This is a genomic window from Denitrificimonas caeni, from assembly GCF_027498055.1.
Classification (GTDB): Bacteria; Pseudomonadota; Gammaproteobacteria; order Pseudomonadales; family Pseudomonadaceae; genus Denitrificimonas.
Genome location: NZ_CP114976.1, coordinates 2,672,111 through 2,692,806, shown reverse-complemented (window position 1 = coordinate 2,692,806; position 20,696 = coordinate 2,672,111). Strand labels below are relative to the sequence as shown.

Annotated in this window: 15 protein-coding genes and 1 pseudogene; 11 read left to right on the top strand and 5 right to left on the bottom strand. The window is 50.8% G+C overall.

Features of this window, described 5'->3' with window-relative positions:
• Positions 1 to 62 precede the first annotated feature (62 nt).
• The 4 genes from O6P33_RS12540 to gatC all read right to left on the bottom strand — a co-directional run bounded on the left by O6P33_RS12540 (position 63) and on the right by gatC (position 3,721).
• On the bottom strand, positions 63 to 425 hold the full coding sequence (locus O6P33_RS12540) for a septal ring lytic transglycosylase RlpA family protein (RefSeq protein ID WP_269818104.1): 363 nt from the start codon (positions 423 to 425) through the stop codon (positions 63 to 65).
• A gap of 86 nt (positions 426 to 511) precedes the next feature.
• Positions 512 to 1,957 carry an Asp-tRNA(Asn)/Glu-tRNA(Gln) amidotransferase subunit GatB gene (gene gatB / locus O6P33_RS12535; protein ID WP_269818103.1) on the bottom strand — a complete coding sequence of 482 codons (1,446 nt, stop codon included), beginning with the start codon at positions 1,955 to 1,957 and terminating at the stop codon, positions 512 to 514.
• An 11-nt stretch (positions 1,958 to 1,968) separates the two neighbouring features.
• Positions 1,969 to 3,420 (bottom strand): Asp-tRNA(Asn)/Glu-tRNA(Gln) amidotransferase subunit GatA, encoded by a 1,452-nt coding sequence (gatA, locus tag O6P33_RS12530; protein ID WP_269818102.1) that lies wholly within the window; start codon positions 3,418 to 3,420, stop codon positions 1,969 to 1,971.
• Between the two features lie 13 nt (positions 3,421 to 3,433).
• Positions 3,434 to 3,721, bottom strand: a complete 288-nt coding sequence (gene gatC / locus O6P33_RS12525; protein ID WP_269818101.1) for an Asp-tRNA(Asn)/Glu-tRNA(Gln) amidotransferase subunit GatC — start codon at positions 3,719 to 3,721, stop codon at positions 3,434 to 3,436.
• A gap of 227 nt (positions 3,722 to 3,948) precedes the next feature.
• Here gatC and O6P33_RS12520 point away from each other — a divergent pair, with 227 nt between their 5' ends.
• From O6P33_RS12520 to O6P33_RS12500, 5 genes are all read left to right on the top strand, one after another.
• Entirely contained in the window at positions 3,949 to 4,986 is a 1,038-nt protein-coding gene (locus O6P33_RS12520; RefSeq protein WP_269818100.1) for a rod shape-determining protein, read from the top strand.
• A gap of 131 nt (positions 4,987 to 5,117) precedes the next feature.
• The gene (gene mreC / locus O6P33_RS12515) at positions 5,118 to 6,011 is read left to right on the top strand and encodes a rod shape-determining protein MreC (RefSeq protein WP_269819536.1); all 894 of its coding nucleotides are present in this window, start codon (positions 5,118 to 5,120) and stop codon (positions 6,009 to 6,011) included.
• The gene (mreD, locus tag O6P33_RS12510) at positions 6,012 to 6,500 is read left to right on the top strand and encodes a rod shape-determining protein MreD (protein WP_269818099.1); all 489 of its coding nucleotides are present in this window, start codon (positions 6,012 to 6,014) and stop codon (positions 6,498 to 6,500) included.
• A gap of 212 nt (positions 6,501 to 6,712) precedes the next feature.
• Positions 6,713 to 8,170: a ribonuclease G gene (gene rng / locus O6P33_RS12505; protein WP_269818098.1), complete on the top strand. Its 1,458-nt coding sequence runs from the start codon at positions 6,713 to 6,715 to the stop codon at positions 8,168 to 8,170.
• A 25-nt stretch (positions 8,171 to 8,195) separates the two neighbouring features.
• Complete coding sequence (locus tag O6P33_RS12500) at positions 8,196 to 12,014, top strand: YhdP family protein (protein WP_269818097.1); 3,819 nt, start codon at positions 8,196 to 8,198, stop codon at positions 12,012 to 12,014.
• Between the two features lie 9 nt (positions 12,015 to 12,023).
• Here the strand turns inward: O6P33_RS12500 and recN are convergent, their stop codons facing one another.
• Entirely contained in the window at positions 12,024 to 13,718 is a 1,695-nt protein-coding gene (recN, locus tag O6P33_RS12495; RefSeq protein WP_269818096.1) for a DNA repair protein RecN, read from the bottom strand.
• A gap of 274 nt (positions 13,719 to 13,992) precedes the next feature.
• Between recN and grpE the strand changes: the two genes are divergently transcribed.
• The 6 genes and pseudogenes from grpE to leuE all read left to right on the top strand — a co-directional run bounded on the left by grpE (position 13,993) and on the right by leuE (position 20,696).
• Entirely contained in the window at positions 13,993 to 14,571 is a 579-nt protein-coding gene (gene grpE / locus O6P33_RS12490) for a nucleotide exchange factor GrpE (protein ID WP_269818095.1), read from the top strand.
• A gap of 97 nt (positions 14,572 to 14,668) precedes the next feature.
• The gene (gene dnaK, locus O6P33_RS12485; RefSeq protein WP_269818094.1) at positions 14,669 to 16,588 is read left to right on the top strand and encodes a molecular chaperone DnaK; all 1,920 of its coding nucleotides are present in this window, start codon (positions 14,669 to 14,671) and stop codon (positions 16,586 to 16,588) included.
• Between the two features lie 116 nt (positions 16,589 to 16,704).
• Positions 16,705 to 17,837 (top strand): annotated as a pseudogene (gene dnaJ / locus O6P33_RS12480) (molecular chaperone DnaJ).
• A 74-nt stretch (positions 17,838 to 17,911) separates the two neighbouring features.
• Positions 17,912 to 18,715: a 4-hydroxy-tetrahydrodipicolinate reductase gene (gene dapB / locus O6P33_RS12475; RefSeq protein WP_269818092.1), complete on the top strand. Its 804-nt coding sequence runs from the start codon at positions 17,912 to 17,914 to the stop codon at positions 18,713 to 18,715.
• A gap of 175 nt (positions 18,716 to 18,890) precedes the next feature.
• Positions 18,891 to 20,027 (top strand): glutamine-hydrolyzing carbamoyl-phosphate synthase small subunit, encoded by a 1,137-nt coding sequence (gene carA, locus O6P33_RS12470; RefSeq protein WP_269818091.1) that lies wholly within the window; start codon positions 18,891 to 18,893, stop codon positions 20,025 to 20,027.
• A 12-nt stretch (positions 20,028 to 20,039) separates the two neighbouring features.
• A complete protein-coding gene (leuE, locus tag O6P33_RS12465) occupies positions 20,040 to 20,696 on the top strand; it encodes a leucine efflux protein LeuE (protein WP_269819535.1) in 657 nt (218 codons plus the stop codon).

Below are 20,696 nucleotides of genomic sequence, written 5' to 3'. Positions count from 1 at the left end.
TTGCGCAATAGTGAGTAGATTAGCAGGTTGTCGAGGGTGGGTAATGGGCTTTTATTATAAATTTAGCGCAATACTTGCAGGCGTACTGGTACTACACCATTTTGAATCATATCAATTTTGCTCGCCGCCGCGCGGGACAGGTCAATGACTCGACCTTTGCTGTAGGGACCGCGATCATTGATGCGTACCGTGACGCTTTTGTTGTTTAGGGTGTTGGTGACTTTGACGCGCGTACCGAAGGCTAACGTGCGGTGGGCGGCAGTGAGGGCGTTTTGATTAAAGCGTTCACCGCTGGCAGTTTTTTTACCGTGATGGTAAGCGCCGTACCACGAGGCTTGGCCGCTGCTGCCAAGCTTTGGGCTGGAACTTTGAGTGGAGCAGGCCCCTAAGAAAATAAAGGCAGCTAATAGAAAGTAGATACGCATGTACGGGATAAATCCTTAAGCAATGGTCGTGAAGAATATTTGCCGCTGCCCACGAGACAGGCAGCGACAAATATTTTCAGCAGAGCTTATTGCTCAAGCTTGCTCTTGAGCAACTGGTTGACTTGTTGCGGGTTAGCTTTACCTTTTGAGGCGCGCATCGCTTGGCCGACAAAGAAACCAAACATTTTGCCACGTTTGTTTTCATCGCTAGCGCGGTACTGTTCAACTTGTTCAGCGTTAGCGGCGAGCACTTCATCCAGTAGAGCTTCGATAGCACCGCTGTCTGTGACTTGCTTTAGGCCTTGTTGTTCAATAATTTGATCGGCATCACCTGCGCCCTGGGCCATGGCTTCAAAGACTTTCTTGGCAATGTTGCCGGAAATGGTGTTGTCTTTAATGCGCAGCAGCATACCGCCCAATTGCTCGGCACTGACTGGAGACTGACTGACGTCCAAGTTGTCTTTGTTGAGTAAGGCGGACAAGTCCCCCATCACCCAGTTGGCGGCCAGCTTCGCATCTTTACAGACCTGCTCTACGGTCTCGAAGTAGTCAGCCAGCTCACGGCTGGCGGATAAAACGCTGGCATCGTAGCTGGATAAGCCAAACTCGCTGGCAAAACGCTCACGTTTCTGAGTGGGTAGCTCTGGCAGTTGCGCACGCAGCTCTTCGAGCATGTCGCGAGGGATGTGCACAGGCAGTAAATCTGGGCAAGGGAAGTAACGGTAGTCGTTGGCTTCTTCTTTACTGCGCATGGAGCGCGTTTCATCTTTATTGGGGTCGTAGAGGCGTGTTTCTTGATCTACTGTGCCACCGTCTTCAATCAATTCAATTTGTCGCTGAATTTCATGGTTAATGGCGCGTTCAATAAAGCGAAACGAGTTGACGTTTTTAATCTCGGTACGGGTACCCAGCTCCGTTTGTCCTTTCGGACGCACTGAAACGTTACAGTCGCAGCGGAACGAGCCTTCGGCCATGTTGCCGTCACAGATGTTTAAGTAGCGCACCAGAGTATGGATGGCGCGGGCGTAGGCTACGGCTTCTTTAGCGTTGCTCAGCTCGGGTTCCGAAACGATTTCTAAAAGAGGTGTGCCCGCACGGTTTAAGTCGATGCCGGTCATGCCGCTAAAGTCTTCGTGCAGGCTTTTTCCTGCATCTTCTTCAAGGTGCGCACGGGTGATGTTAACCCGTTTGATGCTGCCATCTTCTAAAGCAATGTCTAAATGGCCCAAGCCCACAATGGGGTCATCCATTTGGCTGGTTTGATAGCCTTTTGGTAGGTCTGGGTAGAAGTAGTTTTTGCGAGCAAAAATATTGTGTTCAGCGATGTGTGCATCAACCGCTAAACCAAACATACAAGCCATGCGTACTGCTTCTTGGTTGAGTACCGGCAAAGTGCCCGGCATCGCCAAGTCAATCAGGCTGGCTTGAGTGTTGGGCTCGGCACCAAAAGTGGTGTCACTGCCAGAGAATATTTTAGTGTTAGTTGCGAGCTGTGCGTGGATTTCCAGCCCGATCACGGTTTCCCATTGCATTGTAATCGTCCTCAGAATCCGGCTGGCGCTTGAGTGTGCCAATCAGTGTGTTGTTGAAATTGATGTGCAACCTGCAGCAAACGACCTTCTTCGAAGTAGGGTGCGAGCAGTTGTACGCCGACCGGTAAACCATCTACTAAGCCTGCTGGCATGGATAAACCAGGAATGCCGGCAAGGTTGGCAGGCACGGTGTAAATGTCTTCTAAGTAGGCGGCAACTGGATCATTGACCTTGCTACCCAGCTGCCAAGGCAAGTTGGGTGTGGTTGGGCCGAGAATTAGGTCGACATCTTTGAAAGCGCTGACGAAGTCGTCTTTGATTAGGCGACGAATTTTTTGCGCTTTTAAGTAGTAGGCGTCGTAGTAACCGGTTGATAAAGCATAAGTCCCCATCATGATGCGGCGTTTGACTTCATCACCGAAGGCCTCATCCCGTGAGCGGGCATACATGTCTTCTAAGTTTTGCGGATCTTTGCAGCGGTAACCAAAACGGACACCGTCAAAGCGTGCCAAGTTAGTGGAGGCTTCTGCTGAGGCAATCACATAATAGGCAGGCACCGCGTGGGGTAAGGTGGGCAGGCTGATATCGACAAAGGTTGCGCCCAACTGTTTGAGCTGGGCAATGGCGTTTTGAGTAACATCACCAATGCGTGAGTCTAAGCGGCTATCGAAATATTCTTTGGGCAAACCAATGCGTAAACCCTGCAGCGGTTGTGTTAAAGCCGCGGCGTAGTCGTCTACAGGCTGTTGCGCGCTGGTGGAATCACGCTCATCAAAGCCTGCCGTGGCTTGCAGCAACATGGCGCAGTCTTCTGCGTTGTGCGCTAAAAAGCCGGCTTGATCAAAGCTCGAAGCATATGCAGTCATGCCCCAGCGCGAGATGCGGCCGTAGGTTGGCTTGATTCCGGTTAGGCCGGTAAAGGCTGCCGGCTGACGAATGGAGCCGCCACTGTCGCTCCCGGTTGCTGCAGGTACTAAACGTGCTGCTACCGCCACGGCACTCCCGCTGGAAGAACCGCCAGGCACCCGGGTTAAATCCCATGGGTTTTTGCTGGCGCCATAAAAACTGGTTTCGCCGGAGGAGCCCATGGCGAATTCGTCCATGTTGAGCTTGCCGAGGCTGATGCAACCCGCTTGAGTGAGATTTGTCACAACGCTGGCAGAGTAGGGTGCGATAAAGTTATCGAGCATCTTCGAGGCGCAACTGGTGCGCACGCCGGCAGTGCAGAATAAATCTTTGTGCGCTAAAGGCACACCCAGCAGTGGTGCATTATTGCCGTTGCTGCGCTGTTGGTCTGCGGCATCGGCTTGTTGCAGTGCGCTGTCTGCGGTGACAGTAATAAAGCTGTTGAGCTGTGGATCTTGATGCTCAATACGCGCTAATAAATGCGCAGTGAGTTCGCGAGCAGAAAACTGCTTGGCGGTCAGCGCTTTAGATATATTGGCTAGTGTAAGTTGGTGCATGGCAAATGAATCCTTAATCGATGACTTTAGGTACCAGGTATAAGCCGTTTTCTACAGCGGGGGCGAGGGCTTGGTAGTCATCACGGTGATTGCTTTCAGTAACTGTGTCGGGCCGTAAACGCTGGCTGGCTTCAAGAGGGTTGGCCAGTGGCGTGATAGTGTCAGTGTCAACCGCTTGCATGGCATTGATCATATCGAGAATGGTATTCAAGGCGGTGGTGCTGCTGTCTAATTGTGCATCATCGAGGCCGAGTTGAGCCAAGTGCGCGAGTTTTTCCACGTCGCAGCGTTCAAGTGCCATGTGAGGTTCTCCTGGTTCTAGTTAAACAATCGAGTGGCTATTAAAATAGCCAAAATGGAACAATCAAGGCAATGCTCCATCTATAAGCTTGTAAAACTCATATTGATGTTAAGAAAGTGTTAATCTATCACAGTGCGTACCTTGCTCAAAAGGACGATGGTTGTTAGAGTTTCTTATTATTTTTTAATTAGCGTTTGTATTGCGCGTTGCCTAGGGTTATTCATCCCATGTTAAAGAAATTACGCGGCATGTTTTCCAGTGATTTATCCATTGATTTAGGAACTGCCAACACCCTTATTTATGTACGTGATCGCGGTATTGTTTTAGATGAGCCGTCGGTTGTAGCGATTCGTACGCGGGGTAATCAGAAAAGTGTGGTTGCGGTAGGTACTGATGCAAAACGCATGTTAGGACGTACCCCAGGAAATATTTGTGCAATTCGGCCAATGAAAGATGGCGTGATTGCCGACTTCAGTGTTTGTGAAAAAATGCTGCAGTACTTTATTAATAAAGTGCATGAAAATAGTTTTTTACAGCCCAGTCCGCGGGTGTTGATTTGCGTACCTTGTAAGTCCACTCAAGTTGAGCGCCGGGCAATTCGTGAGTCAGCCTTAGGTGCTGGCGCACGTGAAGTGTTCTTAATTGAAGAGCCTATGGCTGCGGCAATTGGTGCTGGTTTACCCGTGGATGAAGCGCGCGGCTCAATGGTTGTCGACATTGGTGGTGGTACCACAGAAATTGCTTTGATCTCACTTAACGGTGTGGTCTACGCAGAGTCCGTACGTGTTGGTGGTGACCGTTTTGATGAGGCGATTATTACCTATGTGCGCCGCAACTACGGCAGCCTGATTGGTGAATCCACCGCTGAGCGGATTAAGCAAGAAATTGGCGCTGCTTTCCCCGGCGGCGAACTGCTTGAGTTTGATGTGCGTGGGCGTAATTTAGCTGAAGGTGTGCCGCGCAGCTTTACTCTTAACTCGGATGAAGTGCTGGAAGCGCTGCAGGAATCTTTGGCCGCTATTGTGCAAGCAGTGAAAAGTGCCTTGGAGCAGTCACCGCCGGAGTTGGCGTCTGATATCGCCGAGCGCGGTTTAGTCTTGACCGGTGGTGGTGCTTTGTTGCGCGATATGGATAAGTTGCTGTCCCAAGAAACCGGTTTGCCGGTGATTGTGGCGGAGAATCCTAAAAATTGTGTTGCCCTTGGTGGCGGTCGCGCTTTAGAAATGATGGATCGCAACTCCATGGATCTACTCTCAGCTGAGTAACCGCTGCAACCACTGTAAAAAGTTGGGTTGCACTGTGGCCAAGGTTCATCTTAACGGCGAAGAGTTTTACCCTGTTCGTCAGTTAAGCTGTTGAGGAAGCATCTATTAAGCCATTATTTGCTAAAAGTACGCTGTTAAGTACAAAGTTTTTAATCCTAACCTGTTTCTCTGTTGCATTGATGTTGGTTGATGCGCGGCTGCAGGTGCTTAAGCCTGTGCGCAGCAGTTTGGGCATGGTATTAACGCCAATGTACTGGCTGGGTGATTTACCAGTGCGCACTTGGTCTGAGGTTGCGCAGATGTTTAGCAGCCGCACTGATTTGCTCGCTGAAAATGAAGAACTGCGTGCTGAAACCTTATTAATGCAGCGTCGCCTACAAAAGTTGGCAACTTTAACTGAGCAAAACGTGCGTTTACGTGAGTTGCTCAACTCTTCGGCATTAATTGATGATCGTGTGTTGGTGGCTGAGCTCATCGGCATCGATCCCAACCCCTATACCCATCGTGTGCTCATCAATAAAGGCAGTAGCAGTGGCGTGACCCTTGGTCAGCCGGTGCTGGATGCCCGTGGTGTCATGGGGCAAGTGGTCGAAGTGATGCCTTACACGTCACGGGTTTTATTGATTACCGACAGCAACCACAGTTTGCCGGTGCAAGTGAACCGTAATGGTTTGCGGGCCATTATCAGTGGTACCGGCGATTTAGAATCCCTTGAATTACGTTATGTAACAGATACTGCTGATATCCGCGAAGGCGATTTGTTAGTGACCTCTGGTATGGGGCAACGCTTTCCGGTGGGCTACCCAGTGGCGGTGGTCAGTGAAGTGCAGCGCAATACTGGGCAGCCTTTTACGCAGATTGAAGCCTTGCCGGCAGCGAATCTAAATCGCAGCCGTTATTTGTTATTAGTGTTTAGTGACGCTAAGGGCTCGACTCAGGATCTAGATGAAGAAGTGGAAAGCGCCCTTGAGGATGCCAAGCAGCTGTTAAAAGCCACCGAAACCACCGCAGCGGAGGCCCAGTAAATGAGTGCGGCAGTAGGTAAAGCAACAATCATCATGTGGTTGACCCTGCTCTTGGCACTGCTGTTATCGGTGGTGCCGATGCCCGAACACTTGGAGGTGGCGCGGCCTTTATGGCTGGCTTTAGTGTTGACCTTTTGGGCGATGAACTACCCTCACCGTGTCGGTTTGCTGACGGCCTGGTGCTTTGGTATTGCTCAGGATGTGTTGTATGGCACGCTCTTTGGTCAGCATGCGCTGGCCTTAGTGCTGGTGGTGTTCTTGGTGTTAACTTTGCAGCAGCGCTTAAAAGTCTTTCCGTTATGGCAGCAGTCATTGGCTTTGTTGGTTATTTATGGCTTAGCACAATTGGTGCTGTTATGGCTCAGCACGCTGTCAGGCATGCGCCCAGAAATCAACTATTATGCGCTACCTGTGCTGGTGAGTAGCTTGCTGTGGCCTTGGTTATATTTGTTGCTCAATAATGTTAGGCGCTGGCGCGGCTTTCGCTAGTTGTCTGCTGCTATTAGCCTGTCAACGAAGGGGCGGTGGGCGTTAATAGCGTGGTTACTGCGGCCTTGGTTAGCTGTCTTGGCGATAACGCTGTAATCTTCTCAGCTCCCTGTGATGGTTCGAGAGCAGGTATTTGCTTTTTTAGATGCAATTAGATTTTGCCGAGCTGTATTGCTGAACCGGACACCTCCAAGCCTTAGACTGAGAACGCCATGAGTGAAGAAATCTTAATCAATATAACGCCAATGGAATCGCGCGTCGCTGTAGTAGAAAATGGCGTTTTGCAAGAAGTGCACGTTGAGCGTACTCAGCGCCGAGGTATTGTTGGCAATATCTATAAAGGTAAGGTTGTCCGAGTCTTGCCAGGGATGCAGGCCGCCTTTGTTGATATAGGTTTAGCGCGGGCCGCTTTTATTCATGCGGCCGATATCACCGCCCGTGAAGGTATGACAGGCGAAGGTATCAGTGGCTTAGTGCATGAAGGGCAGGCGCTGGTGGTGCAAGTCACCAAAGATCCCATTGGCAGTAAAGGCGCGCGCCTCACCACTAATCTTTCGATTCCTTCGCGCTACTTGGTGTATATGCCCAGTAGCAGCCATATTGGTGTTTCGCTGAAAATTGAAGAAGAAAGCGAACGCGAACGTTTAAAACAAGCAGTCAGCGAATGTTTGCTCAGTGAAGGCCTTGAAGAAAAAGGTGGCTTTATTATTCGTACCGCTACCGAGGGTGCGGATATGAGCGCCATTATGGTGGATATTCGTTATTTGCACCGCTTGTGGGAGCAAGTGCGTGAGCAAATGAAAGTCTGTGCTGCGCCTACAGTAATTTATGAGGAATTGTCTTTGCCGTTGCGCACCTTGCGCGATTTGGCGGCCGAACATACGGAAAAAGTTCGCATTGATTCCCGTGAAACCTTACAAAAAGCTCAGCAGTTTGTGGGTGAGCTAATGCCAGAAATTGCAGATCGTGTTGAGCATTACCCTGGTGAGCGGCCAATTTTTGATTTGTATGGCATTGAAGATGAAATTCAAAAAGCCTTAGAGCGCAGGGTGCCGCTTAAATCCGGCGGTCATGTGGTGATTGATCCGACCGAGGCAATGACCACCATTGATGTCAATACTGGCGCTTTTGTGGGCCACCGTAACCTAGAAGAAACTGTATTTAAAACCAATTTAGAAGCGGCGCTGACCATCGCCCGTCAACTGCGTTTGCGCAATGTGGGTGGCATTATCATTATTGATTTCATTGATATGGAAGATGAAGAGCATCGCCGTCAAGTCCTGCGCACCCTTGAGCGTCAGTTAGAGCGCGATTATGCGAAAACCAATATTATTGGTATTACTGAGCTGGGCTTGGTGCAAATGACCCGCAAACGCACTCGGGAAAGCTTAGCGCAGGTGCTGTGCGAGCCGTGCTCAACGTGTCAGGGCCGAGGGCAGGTGCGTACCGCTGAAAGCATTTGTTATGAGATATTCCGTGAAATATTGCGGGAGGCACGTGCCTTTCAAGCCGATGGCTATATGGTCTTAGCCAGTCAAAGTGTCGTGGATCGCTTGCTGGATGAAGAGTCTGGCAATGTGGCTGACTTAGAGTCGTTTATTGGTCACCCGATTCGTTTTCAAGTGGAAAGCATGTATTCACAAGAGCAATATGATGTGGTTTTGCTCTAATCAGGACAGTAGTTAAGGGGATAGGATGGGTGCTGCGCTGACTGGACTGAATCGAACTTTACGCTGGGCTTTATGGCTGCTGGCTGCTGTGCTTATTTTTGTGGCGCTGTATGTCAGCATAGGTCGGCAGTTTATGCCGTTGCTGGCGGAGTACCGCAGCGAAATTGAGCAGCAGTTGCAGCAGCGCCTGCAGCAGCCTATTCAGATTGAGCAGTTACAAGGCGGTTGGCGCGGTTTTTCACCGCTGCTTGAGGCGCGTTATGTCACCCTCGGTGAGGGCGCAGATGCGGTACAAGTGGAAACCTTACGCATTGAGCCGGATGTAATTGCCAGCTTATTATCCAGAGAGCTGCGCTTTGCTAAAGTCAGCTTAGATGGCTTGCAAATTCATCTCGAGGAAAATCAGACTGGGCGTTGGGCGCTGCAAGGCTTGGAGCTGAGTAGCGTCGAGGAAACTGCATTTGGACTGAATGATTGGCTGGGGAAGTTACAGCAAGTTGCCCAACTCAGTGTGTTAAACAGCCGAGTGATTATTCAACCGTATGGACATGAACCACTGGCGTTGACGTATGCCGGTTTTACCTTAAGTCGCAACGGTGTACAGCAGCGCTTAGATTTACGGGCAGTTTTACCCGATGGGAAAAGCCTTGAGATGAGTGCGCAAGGGCAGTTCATCGATAAAGACTGGCGGCAAAGTGCCTTAGCGGTTTATCTGAAACTCCCCAATAGCAATTTAGCTCAGTGGTTGCCTGAGCAGTATTTTCCCGACTGGCAACTGCACCGCTTTAAAGTTGCTGGTGAGCTGTGGTTAAACGCAGTCGCAGGGCAGTTGCAAGAGGGCGCATTGCAGTTGGCAGGGCTGGAGCTGGAAGTGCAAGCCGCCCATGCGCAGCCCTTGCAGTTGCAAGCGCAAACGGCGCAGGGGTTTTATCAGAACATTGAAGGCGTGCACAATGCTTGGTTAGAGCACTTGCCTTTACAGATCGATCAACTGCCCGTGCATGACTGGCGCATTCTAGCCAGCTATGAAAATCATATGACCACGCGTTTGCAGTTGGCCATTGAGCAGCTAGATTTAACCCATGTGCAGCGGGTGCTGGAGCGCGTGGTACAGCTCCCAGAAGAGGCAGAAGATGTGCTCAGTAGTCTGCAACCCAGCGGCTTATTGCGTAATTTTAATCTGCGCTGGCAGCCAAAGGAGCCGCAGGCAGAACGTTTAGCTTTTGTCAGCAACCTGCAGGGTGTGGGGTTCTCTGCTTGGCAGGATGTACCTGCGGCAACAGGCATCAGTGGGCACATTTCGGGTGGTTTAACTGCGGGTGAGTTACGCCTGGCCAGTCCTGACGGGTTTAGTCTGCATTTGGCAAATTTGTTTGCCCAGCCTTGGGTCTATCAGCAAGCCCATGCGCAGCTGCTATGGCAATTTGATCAGCAGGGTTTCACCTTAGAAAGTCCCTATCTGCAGGTGCAGGGTGAGGAGGGCGACATTGCTGGCGACTTCTTGATCCGTTTGCTCCATGCGCCTGAGGCAGAAGACTATATGGATTTGCGCGTGGGCTTGCGCGATGGTGATGCACGCTTTACTGGTAAGTATTTACCCTCGTTGGATCCGGGGTTTGATCCTGCTTTAGATCAGTGGCTTAGAGCCGCAATTCAAGCAGGCCACATTGAGCAAGGTTACTTTCAGTACCAAGGCTCGTTAAATGAGGGGGCGGCGCCCGAGTCGCGCTCCATGAGTTTATATTTTGATGTGAAGGATGCGCAGTTGGAGTATCAGCCCGGTTGGCCGCTTTTAACTGAGGCTGCTGCTGAGGTTTTTGTAGAAGACAGCGGTGTGCGGGTGAGTCTGACGCAGGGTAAGATTTTAACTACAGCAGTCACCAGTGCCTATGCCGAGGTGGCTGCCACTGCGCCAGGGCAGACCCCAGTTTTGCAATTACATGCTGAGCTGCAGAGTAATGTAGCTGATGGCTTGCATATCTTACAAAAAACGCCCATTGCTGAAGATGCCATAGAGTTTGCTAAGTGGCGTGGCACAGGTAGTTTGCCGGCCACCTTGGATTTACGGGTGCCCATGGCGGCCAACGAGTCTGTGCAAGTAAAACTGGCCTTAAATGCGCATGGCGCGCAGTTATCCATGCCAGAGATTAATGTACAACTGACCGACGTGCGTGGCGCCTTTCTGTTTGATAGTCAGCGCGGGTTAAGCGCAAAAAAAATCAGTGGGCAATTTTTAGAACAAAAATTCTCTGGCAGCATTATTGCCGATGGTAATGCTCAGCATTTGCGCACCCAGATTGATGTGCAAGGCCAGTTGCCCATTGCGCGCCTGGCACGTTGGGCTGAGATCAGCGAAGCATTACCCGTCTCTGGCACTTTGCCATACCGTTTGCGGGTGATGCTGGACGGTGATGACAGCCAGTTGCGGGTGGACTCCAGCTTACTTGGGGTCAAGGTGGACTTGCCTGCACCTTTTGCTAAAGCCGCTAACCAAGGCAGTTATGCTGATTGGCGGATGACCTTGTCGGGTGCTGAGCGCCGGTATTGGTTTGAGTACGCTGATCAGTTGAGTCTTAATTTGGCGGCTCCTGCAGAAAATATTTTAGCTGGACGCGGGCAGCTGCGGTTAGGTGGTGGGTTGGCCAGTCTGCCAACGCAAAAAGGTTTGCAGGTGCGCGGCAGTTTAAGCACGCTGGATCTGGCTGCTTGGCAGGCACTGATTGCGCAGCATAAATTAGCTGAGCAGGGCCAAGAGACACAGCAATTGTTAAGTAGCGCTGAGCTCAATATCCGCCACTTTACGGGCTTGGGTGTGGTGCTGGACAACTTGAGTGTGGCCCTACGTCCGCAGGGACAGGGCTGGCAATTGCTTCTCGATAGTGACTTAGTCAAAGGCGAGATCAATGAGCAGGGGGCGAATCAGCCGACGCTGGTCAATCTGGCTTATTTGCGTCTACCACAAACCCTTGCCAGCGAGGTCAGTGGTTCCGCGGATCCATTGGCAGATGTCGATATGTGCAGCATTCCCGCGCTGGATATTGAAATTGCCGCGCTGTATCTCGGTGCAGATAACTTAGGCGCCTGGTCATTAACTACTCGGCCGCAAAGCCAAGGGGTGTTGTTTGATAAGTTAAATCTGTCTCTCAAGGGTATCAACGTAACTGGGCAAATGGGCTGGCAGGAGGGTAAGGGGCAGGCACACAGTTGGTATAAAGGCCGCTTGGCTGGCGCTAACTTAAAAGATGTTTTGCTCGCTTGGGGTTTTGCGCCAACCATTACCAGTAAGAGTTTCCATGTGGATGCTGATTTGACTTGGCCAGGCTCGCCGGCGCTGCTCAGTGCGGAGCAGCTCAGTGGTGATGTGGATATTACTTTTAAAACGGGCCAGCTGGTGAGTGTTGACGGTAGTGCTCAGGCGCTGCGAATATTTGGCTTGCTTAATTTTGATTCAATTGGCCGGCGTTTACGTTTGGACTTCTCTGATTTAGTGGATAAGGGTTTGGCCTACGACCGCGTCAAGGGCAGGCTGCGAGCGGTGCAGGGTGTTTATCATACACAAACGCCTTTGCGGGTAACTGGGCCCTCTAGCGATTTGCAGCTCGAGGGGCAGCTCGATTCAGTTAATGAGCAAGTTAAGGCAACGCTGGTGGTGACCTTGCCGATAACCAACAATTTGCCGCTGGCTGCTGTGGCAGTGGGTGCGCCGGTGGTCGGCGGAGCTTTATTTTTAGTGGATCGCTTGCTGGGTGATCCATTATCGCGCGTTGCCAGCGTGACTTACCACATCACTGGCGATTGGCATCACCCTAATATTTCGTTATTTAAAAAGGGCAGTAAAAAGTAACTGCTGTCGTTAGGCGCGCTGTGCTGCAAGTACCGGCTGTGCGCCTTCGAGGATCTTGCGCGCATGCAAGAGAGACTCATCAGTGAGATCAATACCGCCTAGCATGCGGGCAACTTCTTCCACCCGTTGTTCATGGCTGAGACGTTTGACTGCCGTGTGGGTGCTTTTCTGTTTACGCTCTTTATGCACAAATAAATGCTGATGACCTTGCGCCGCCACTTGAGCTAAGTGCGTGACCGTGAGTACCTGCCCTGTTTCGCCGAGCTGGCGCAGCAGCTGCCCGACGATTTCCGCAGTGGGGCCACCGATCCCCACATCCACTTCGTCAAAGACTAAAGTGGGCACTCGCGAGGTTTGCGCAGTGATAACTTGAATGGCTAGGCTGATCCGTGACAGCTCACCACCGGAGGCCACTTTAGCTAAGCTACGCAGTGGTTGACCAGGGTTCGCGCTGACTAAGAACTCAATGTTTTCCAAACCGTAAAGCGCTGGGGTCAGGCTAGCAGTGGCTTGCAAATTGACACTGAATTTGCCGTCGGGCATGCCCAACACATGCAGTTGTTGCATGACTGCGTTAGCGAGTTTTTTCGCTGCCGTGTGTCGGCGCTTGCTCAGCGCCTGAGCTTTCACTGCATATTCTTCAGTAAGTAATTTGGCGGCCTGCTGTAGGTGTTCGAGGCTGGCGTCATCGGCATCTAAGGCTGCGAGTTCTGCTTGTAATTGTGGTTGTAACTCGTGCAGCTGCTCAGCTTGGATGCGGTGCTTTCGCGCTAAGGTATAGATGGCATCAAGACGCTCTTCCAGCCATTGCTGGCGTTGTGGATCAGCGTCAAAGTGGTGCACAAAATCATTGAATTCACTGACGGCTTCTTCGATTTGAATGTGGGCACTGGCCAGTAGTTCAGTGGCTTGTACAAAAGCTTGCGGAGCGCCAACTGCTGTTTGCGCGCGCTGCAGTAAAGAAGCCAGAGTGCTCAAAACATTATTGCTGTCGTTGTCACTGCAGGTATCAATGATTTTACGGCAGTTATCCAGCAAGCTTTCAGAGTTGCTTAAGCTTTTATGCTCTTGCTCTAACTGTTGCAACTCGTCGGCATGCAGTGCGAGGGTGTCGAGTTCTTCAAGCTGATAGGTTAAAAGTTGACGCTGGGCGCGCTGCGCTTCTGCATTGGCGCTGAGTTGCTCTAGCTGTTGTTGGGTATTGCGCCAACGCTGCGCTAGGCTTTGTACGGCGCGCGCTAGGTCGGTTGCCCCAGCAAATTCATCCAGTAAGCGTCGGTGTGTATCGGTTTTTAATAATGACTGGTGCTCATGCTGGCTGTGAATATCAATCAGTAGTTCGCCCAAGGCTTTTAAATCAGCCAGCGGGCATGGGGTGCCATTAATATAAGCGCGGGAGCGGCCTTCGCGAGTGATTACGCGGCGCAAAATACAGTGTGGCTCGTTGCCCAAATCGCGTTCTTGGAGCCAGCTTTGTGCCTCGGGGATGTGGGTGACATCAAAGCTGCTGAGAATATCAGCCTTATCGGCACCGGGCCGCACTGCGCTGCTATCGGTACGCGCCCCTAAGGTGAGGCTTAAGGCATCCAGCATAATTGACTTACCGGCGCCGGTTTCTCCGGTGATCACGCTCATACCTTCTTGCAGCTCAAGGTCTAAGTGGTCAACGATGGCGTAATTTTGTACTGAAATGTGAGTTAGCATAGCGGCGCCTCCTGATTGTGCTGTTCATTTATACAGTGAAATAAACAGTGTTTTCAAGCGTTGTTTTAGTTTTTTTGTGTTCTGCTCGGAAAAATCGATAGTCGGTCATTGTGTGTGGGTGCGTGCTTATCGGTCTACGACTGAGGGAAGAGCGGGCTCAAGCGTGAATAATTGTAAAAAAATGAACTGCAGAGCTTGAAGTTGCAGTTGTTAGCCCCATATAGCAGGCATAGGGCAGATTAAGCATCTGCATAATTTTATTGAGGAGGGTGTCATGACTGACGAGCAAACCTTGGACGAGCAAACGTCTGACGTTCCAGCAGATGAGCAACAGGCCGCAGCAGGCTCAGTAGAAAGTGCGCAAGAGCGCATTGCTGAGTTGGAAGATCAGTTGGCCAGTGCGCAAGAAAATGTGTTGCGTGCTGCTGCTGAAGTGCAGAACATTCGTCGTCGTGCCGATCAAGATGTTGAAAAGGCACATAAGTTTGCCTTGGAAAAATTTGCCACAGATTTGTTGGCGGTGCTGGATAGTCTTGAGCGTGGAATTGAGGTTTCGGATGCAACAGATGAAGCAATTCGTCCGATGCGTGAAGGTATGGAACTGACCTATAAGCTCTTTTTAGACACCATGAAGCGTTTTAAAGTTGAACGTCTGGATCCGCAAGGTGAGCCGTTTAACCCAGAAGAGCACCAAGCTATGGCGATGGAAGAAAGCACCCATGTTGAGCCCAATAGTGTTCTTAAAGTATTCCAGTGTGGTTACAGCATGAATGGCCGTTTGTTGCGTCCAGCAATGGTTGTGGTGAGTAAAGCGCCGAGCGAACCGCCAGTAAAAATTGATGAGCAGGCTTGAAATATTCATAAATAGCCCCATCTAGTTAAACAAGGTTAGCAATTTAAGTTATCAGTCCGGCCTTAGGCTTGGGTGAAGCAAATTTAGGAGATTCAAAATGGGTAGAATTATCGGTATTGACTTGGGTACTACCAACTCATGTGTATCTGTAATGGAAAATGGCGTTGCCAAAATCATTGAGAACGCAGAAGGTGGCCGTACTACACCATCCATTATTGCGTATACCAATGATGGTGAAATCCTTGTCGGTCAAGCAGCTAAGCGTCAGTCAGTGACTAACCCGCACAACACGCTGTATGCGGTGAAGCGTTTGATTGGTCGTCGTTTTGACGAAGACGTTGTACAAAAAGATATCCAAATGGTGCCGTACTCCATTGTTAAAGCAGACAATGGTGACGCTTGGGTTGAAGTAAAAGGCGAAAAAATGGCGCCGCCGCAAATCTCTGCGGAAGTTTTGAAGAAAATGAAAAAGACCGCTGAGGATTACCTCGGTGAGCCAGTTACTGAAGCAGTTGTTACTGTTCCTGCGTACTTTAATGACAGTCAGCGTCAGGCCACTAAAGATGCCGGCCGTATTGCTGGTCTTGATGTTAAGCGCATTATTAACGAGCCAACGGCAGCCGCACTGGCTTACGGTATGGACAAAGCCAAAGGCGACCACACAGTTATTGTTTATGACTTAGGTGGTGGTACTTTTGACGTGTCAGTGATTGAAATTGCTGAAGTTGATGGCGAGCACCAGTTTGAAGTACTGGCCACTAACGGTGATACTTTCTTAGGTGGTGAAGACTTCGATAACCTGCTGATCAATGATTTAGTTGATCAGTTTAAGAAAGACAGCGGTTTTGACCTGAAAGGCGATCCGTTGGCGATGCAGCGTCTAAAAGAAGCTGCAGAAAAAGCGAAAATTGAGCTGTCTTCAGCACAACAAACTGACGTCAACTTGCCGTACATTACCGCGGATGCTTCAGGTCCAAAACACCTGAACATTGTGATTACCCGTGCCAAGTTGGAAGGACTGGTCAGTGATTTAGTGCAGCGTACCCTTGAGCCATGCCGTGTGGCCTTAAAGGATGCTGGTATCGATGTTGGCGCAATCAACGATGTGATCTTGGTTGGTGGTCAAACCCGTATGCCACTGGTACAAAAAACCGTTGCCGAGTTCTTTAAGAAAGAAGCGCGTCGTGATGTAAACCCAGATGAAGCAGTAGCCATGGGTGCAGCGATTCAGGGTGCGGTATTGTCCGGTGATGTAAAAGACGTGCTGTTGCTTGACGTCAGCCCGCTAACCCTTGGTATTGAAACCATGGGCGGCATTATGACTGCGCTAATTGAGAAAAACACCACGATTCCAACCAAGAAATCACAGGTGTTCTCAACTGCAGATGACAACCAAAATGCGGTAACTATTCATGTGTTGCAGGGTGAGCGTAAGCAAGCCACAGCGAACAAATCGCTGGGCCGTTTTGACTTGTCTGACATCCCACCAGCGCCACGTGGTGTGCCACAAATTGAAGTGACTTTTGATATTGATGCCAACGGTATTCTGAACGTTTCGGCCAAAGACAAAGCCACTGGTAAAGAGCAGTCCATCGTAATTAAAGCCAACTCGGGTTTAAGCGATGAAGAAGTTGAGCAAATGGTGCGCGACGCAGAAGCTAACGCTGATGAGGACCGCAAGTTTGAAGAGCTGGCAACGGCCCGCAACCAAGGTGATCAGCTGGTTCACGCAACACGCAAAATGATCACTGAAGCAGGCGACAAAGCCACTGAAGAAGACAAAACTGCCATTGAAGCAGCTTTGACAGAGCTTGAAGAAGCGGTTAAGGGTGACGATAAAGATGCGATCGACGCTAAAGTTGAAGCTCTGTCACAAGCCAGCGCTCCGCTCGCTGAGAAAATGTACGCAGAGCAGGCACAACAAGCAGATGCATCTGCGGGTGCCGAGCAAGCGGACAATGCTGATGACGTAGTTGATGCTGAGTTTGAAGAGGTTAAGGATACTGATAACAAGTAATCCTATAAATCTACGCCCTGCAGAGGTGTTGAACTGAAGCAGTGAATGATTCACCACGCGGGACTTGCTCCCGCGTTGGTGTGTCTGGCAGGTGAAAATTCGGAGTTAAAAGAGTTATGTCAAAGCGGGATTATTATGAAGTGCTTGGCGTTGAGCGCGGAGCCAGTGAGGCAGAGCTGAAAAAAGCCTATCGCCGCCTAGCCATGAAATTTCACCCGGACCGTAATCCGGATGATAAAGACGCAGAAGATAAGTTTAAAGAAGCCAACGAAGCGTACGAGGTGTTATCTGACGCCGATAAGCGTGCGGCCTATGATCGCCATGGTCATGCCGGTGTTGATCCGCAAATGGGCGGCGGTGGTTTTGGCGGCGGCGGCAACTTCTCGGATGTCTTCGGCGATGTGTTTAGCGACTTCTTTGGCGGCGGCGGTGGTGGCCGTGGTGGTCCACAGCGTGGCAGCGATTTACGCTACACCATGGAGTTGGACTTAGAAGAAGCGGTGCGCGGCACTACAGTCAGTATTCGTGTCCCCACTTTAGCCGACTGTAAAACCTGTAAAGGCAGTGGCGCGAAAAAAGGCACCAGTCCAGTCACCTGTACCACCTGTAACGGTATGGGGCAGGTGCGCATGCAACAAGGTTTCTTTGCTGTTCAACAAACCTGTCCGCGCTGTCATGGTGCTGGAAAAATGGTCACTGACCCCTGTGGGGATTGCCATGGTCAGGGCCGTGTTGAAGAAGAGAAAACCCTGTCAGTTAAAGTGCCTGCAGGAGTGGATACGGGTGACCGCATTCGCTTAAGTGGTGAAGGTGAGGCCGGTGCTTTAGGCGGTCCATCTGGCGACTTGTATGTGGTGGTGAATGTCCGTCCGCACCCAGTATTCCAGCGTGATGGCCGTGACTTGCACTGTGAAGTGCCGATCAGCTTTGCTGATGCAGCCTTGGGCGGTGAGTTAGAAGTGCCAACCTTGGATGGTCGGGTTAAGCTGAAAATCCCTGAGGGTACGCAAACCAGTAAGATGTTCCGTTTGCGTGGCAAGGGTGTCACCCCTGTACGTGGCGGTGGCGTAGGTGATTTAATGTGCCGCGTTGCGGTGCAGACACCAACCAAGTTAAGTAAGCGTCAACGTGAACTGTTAGAAGAGTTGCGTGAAACGCTGCAGGATGAAGATGCTGCGCCTGCAAAAAAAAAGTAACAAGCACGGATAACTGGTTTACTAAAGCCAAGCGCTTTTTTGGCGACTTGTAAGCCAGTTGCATAGGCTATTGCGCTGTTGTTGCAGCGCCTAGCGATTAACGTTAAACAAGCTGGGAAGAAAATCAATGCTTCGTATTGCCGTGGTAGGTGCCGCAGGGCGCATGGGTAAAACTTTAATCGAAGCGGTGCGCATGGTGCCTGCCTTGCAATTAACCGCTGCCATTGATCGCCCAGAAAGCACCTTAATTGGCGCCGATGTTGGTGAGTTAGCTGGCTTGGGCCAAATTGGGGTGAATCTGGTTGGCGATTTATCGCAGGTGCTCAACGAGTTTGATGTGTTGATCGACTTTACGCACCCAACTGTGACCTTAGAGAATCTAGCAATTTGCCGCGCCGCTGGCAAAGCTATGGTGATTGGCACCACAGGTTTTACTGAGGCCGAGCGCGAGCAGTTGGCTAGCGCTGCCGAAGATATTGCGATTGTGTTTGCTGCTAACTTTAGTGTCGGTGTCAACCTGTGCTTGAAGTTGCTGGATACTGCCGCACGGGTGTTGGGTGATGATGCTGATATTGAAATTATTGAGGCGCACCACCGCCATAAAGTTGATGCGCCATCGGGCACAGCTTTGCGCATGGGGGAGGTGGTTGCTGCAGCCTTGGGGCGTGATCTAGCCGAAGTGGCCGTCTATGGCCGCGAGGGACAAACCGGCGCCCGTGAGCGTGAAACCATTGGTTTTGCTACGGTGCGTGCTGGTGATGTGGTCGGTGATCATACTGTGCTGTTTGCCGCAGACGGTGAGCGCGTGGAAATTACCCACAAAGCTTCGAGCCGCATGACCTTCGCCAAAGGTGCGGTACGCTCAGTGCAGTGGCTCAAAGATAAGCCTGCTGGGTTGTACGATATGCAGGATGTATTGCAGTTAAAATAATTAATTTGAGTGCTTCCGGTTAATTTAAAAAACCCGTACAATTACGTTTTAGTGAATCCACTAAAGAAGTGCGCCCAAATGAAAATACTTGAAAGCGGAATGATGTCAACTCACGTCATTCCGCTTTTTTGTACGCAAAATGTGTGCACACCAAGCTAAATTACCGGAGGTCTGCTTGACTAAGCCAGCCATACTCGCCCTTGCTGACGGCAGCATTTTTCGCGGCGACGCCATTGGAATTGACGGGCAAACTGTTGGTGAGGTGGTGTTTAATACTGCCATGACCGGCTATCAGGAAATCCTAACTGATCCATCCTATGCTCGCCAATTAGTGGCGTTAACCTACCCGCATATCGGTAATACCGGTACCACTCCAGAAGATGCAGAGTCATCGCAGGTGTGGGCGGCGGGATTGATTATTCGCGACTTACCATTGCTCGCAAGCAGCTGGCGCGATAAACAGCCATTGGGTGAGTATTTAAAAGACAATAAAATTGTTGCCATTGCCGGCATTGATACACGCCGCTTAACGCGCATTTTGCGTGAGACGGGTGCGCAAAGTGGTTGTATTCTGGCTGGTGCAGATGCCAGCGCCGAGCGCGCGCTAGAAATAGCCCGAGGCTTTGCTGGCTTGCAAGGCTTGGATTTGGTGCAAGAAGTCAGTACCGAGACAACCTATGAGTGGCGCTCAGCGCCTTGGCAGCTGCAGACAGACAGTCACCCCACAGTACCTGCTGAGCAGCTGCCTTACCATGTTGTGGTCTATGATTACGGGGTCAAGCGTAATATTTTACGGGTGTTGGTTGCGCGCGGCTGCCGCTTAACAGTGGTGCCAGCACACACCCCAGCCAGCGAAGTTTTGGCGCTGAATCCGCACGGTGTTTTTCTCTCCAATGGCCCAGGCGATCCTGAGCCTTGTGATTATGCTGTCAGTGCCATTAAGGAAATTCTGCAGACAGATATTCCTGTTTTTGGCATCTGCCTAGGGCATCAGCTTTTGGCATTGGCCTCTGGCGCACGCACCATGAAAATGGTTAACGGCCATCATGGTGCTAATCACCCAGTACAAGACCTGAAAACGGGCATGGTGATGATCACCAGTCAAAACCATGGCTTTGCGGTGGATAAAGACAGCCTGCCCGCGAATTTAAAAGCGACGCACACGTCATTGTTTGATCAAACCTTACAAGGTATTGAGCGCACTGATAAAGCCGCTTTTGGTTTTCAAGGTCACCCAGAAGCCAGCCCCGGCCCTAACGATGTCAGCTCTTTGTTCGATCGCTTTGTTGCCGCCATGGCCGCGCAGCGCTAGGGGATAGTCGTGATGTTACCTAGCTTGGGAATCACTGATCTGTGGACTTATGTTCTCGGTACAGTGTTTGTGGTGTTGTTGCCGGGACCCAACTCTTTGTTTGTCTTGGCAACCGCAGCCCAAGCAGGTATTGCCTCGGGTTATAAAGCAGCCTGTGGGGTGTTTCTTGGTGATACCATTCTGATGACCTTATCAGCGCTGGGTATCGCCTCGTTACTGCGCACTGAGCCTATGTTTTTTCTGCTGTTAAAGTACTTGGGCGCTGCTTACTTATGCTGGCTGGGTATCAATATGCTGATCGCAGCATTACGCTCAATGCGTCGCTCACCCCAGGTGGTGGCTGAGATACAGCAGCAAAAACCAGCCTCGCGGCCCATGCGTAAAGCTTTTTTGCTGAGCATGTCTAACCCGAAAGCGATTTTGTTCTTTGTCTCCTTTTTTATTCAATTCGTTGACCCAGGTTACGCCCACCCTGGTGTATCGTTTTTAGTGCTGGGACTGATTGTGCAGCTGGTAAGCTGCATGTATCTCAGCCTGTTAATTTTTACCGGTGCTCGCTTAGCGCAATGGTTTCGCCAGCGGCAACGCTTGGCAAGCGGCGCATTAAGTGGAGTGGGCGCCATGTTTGTCGGCTTTGGCGTGAAGCTGGCCACTGCAACCCTGTCCTAA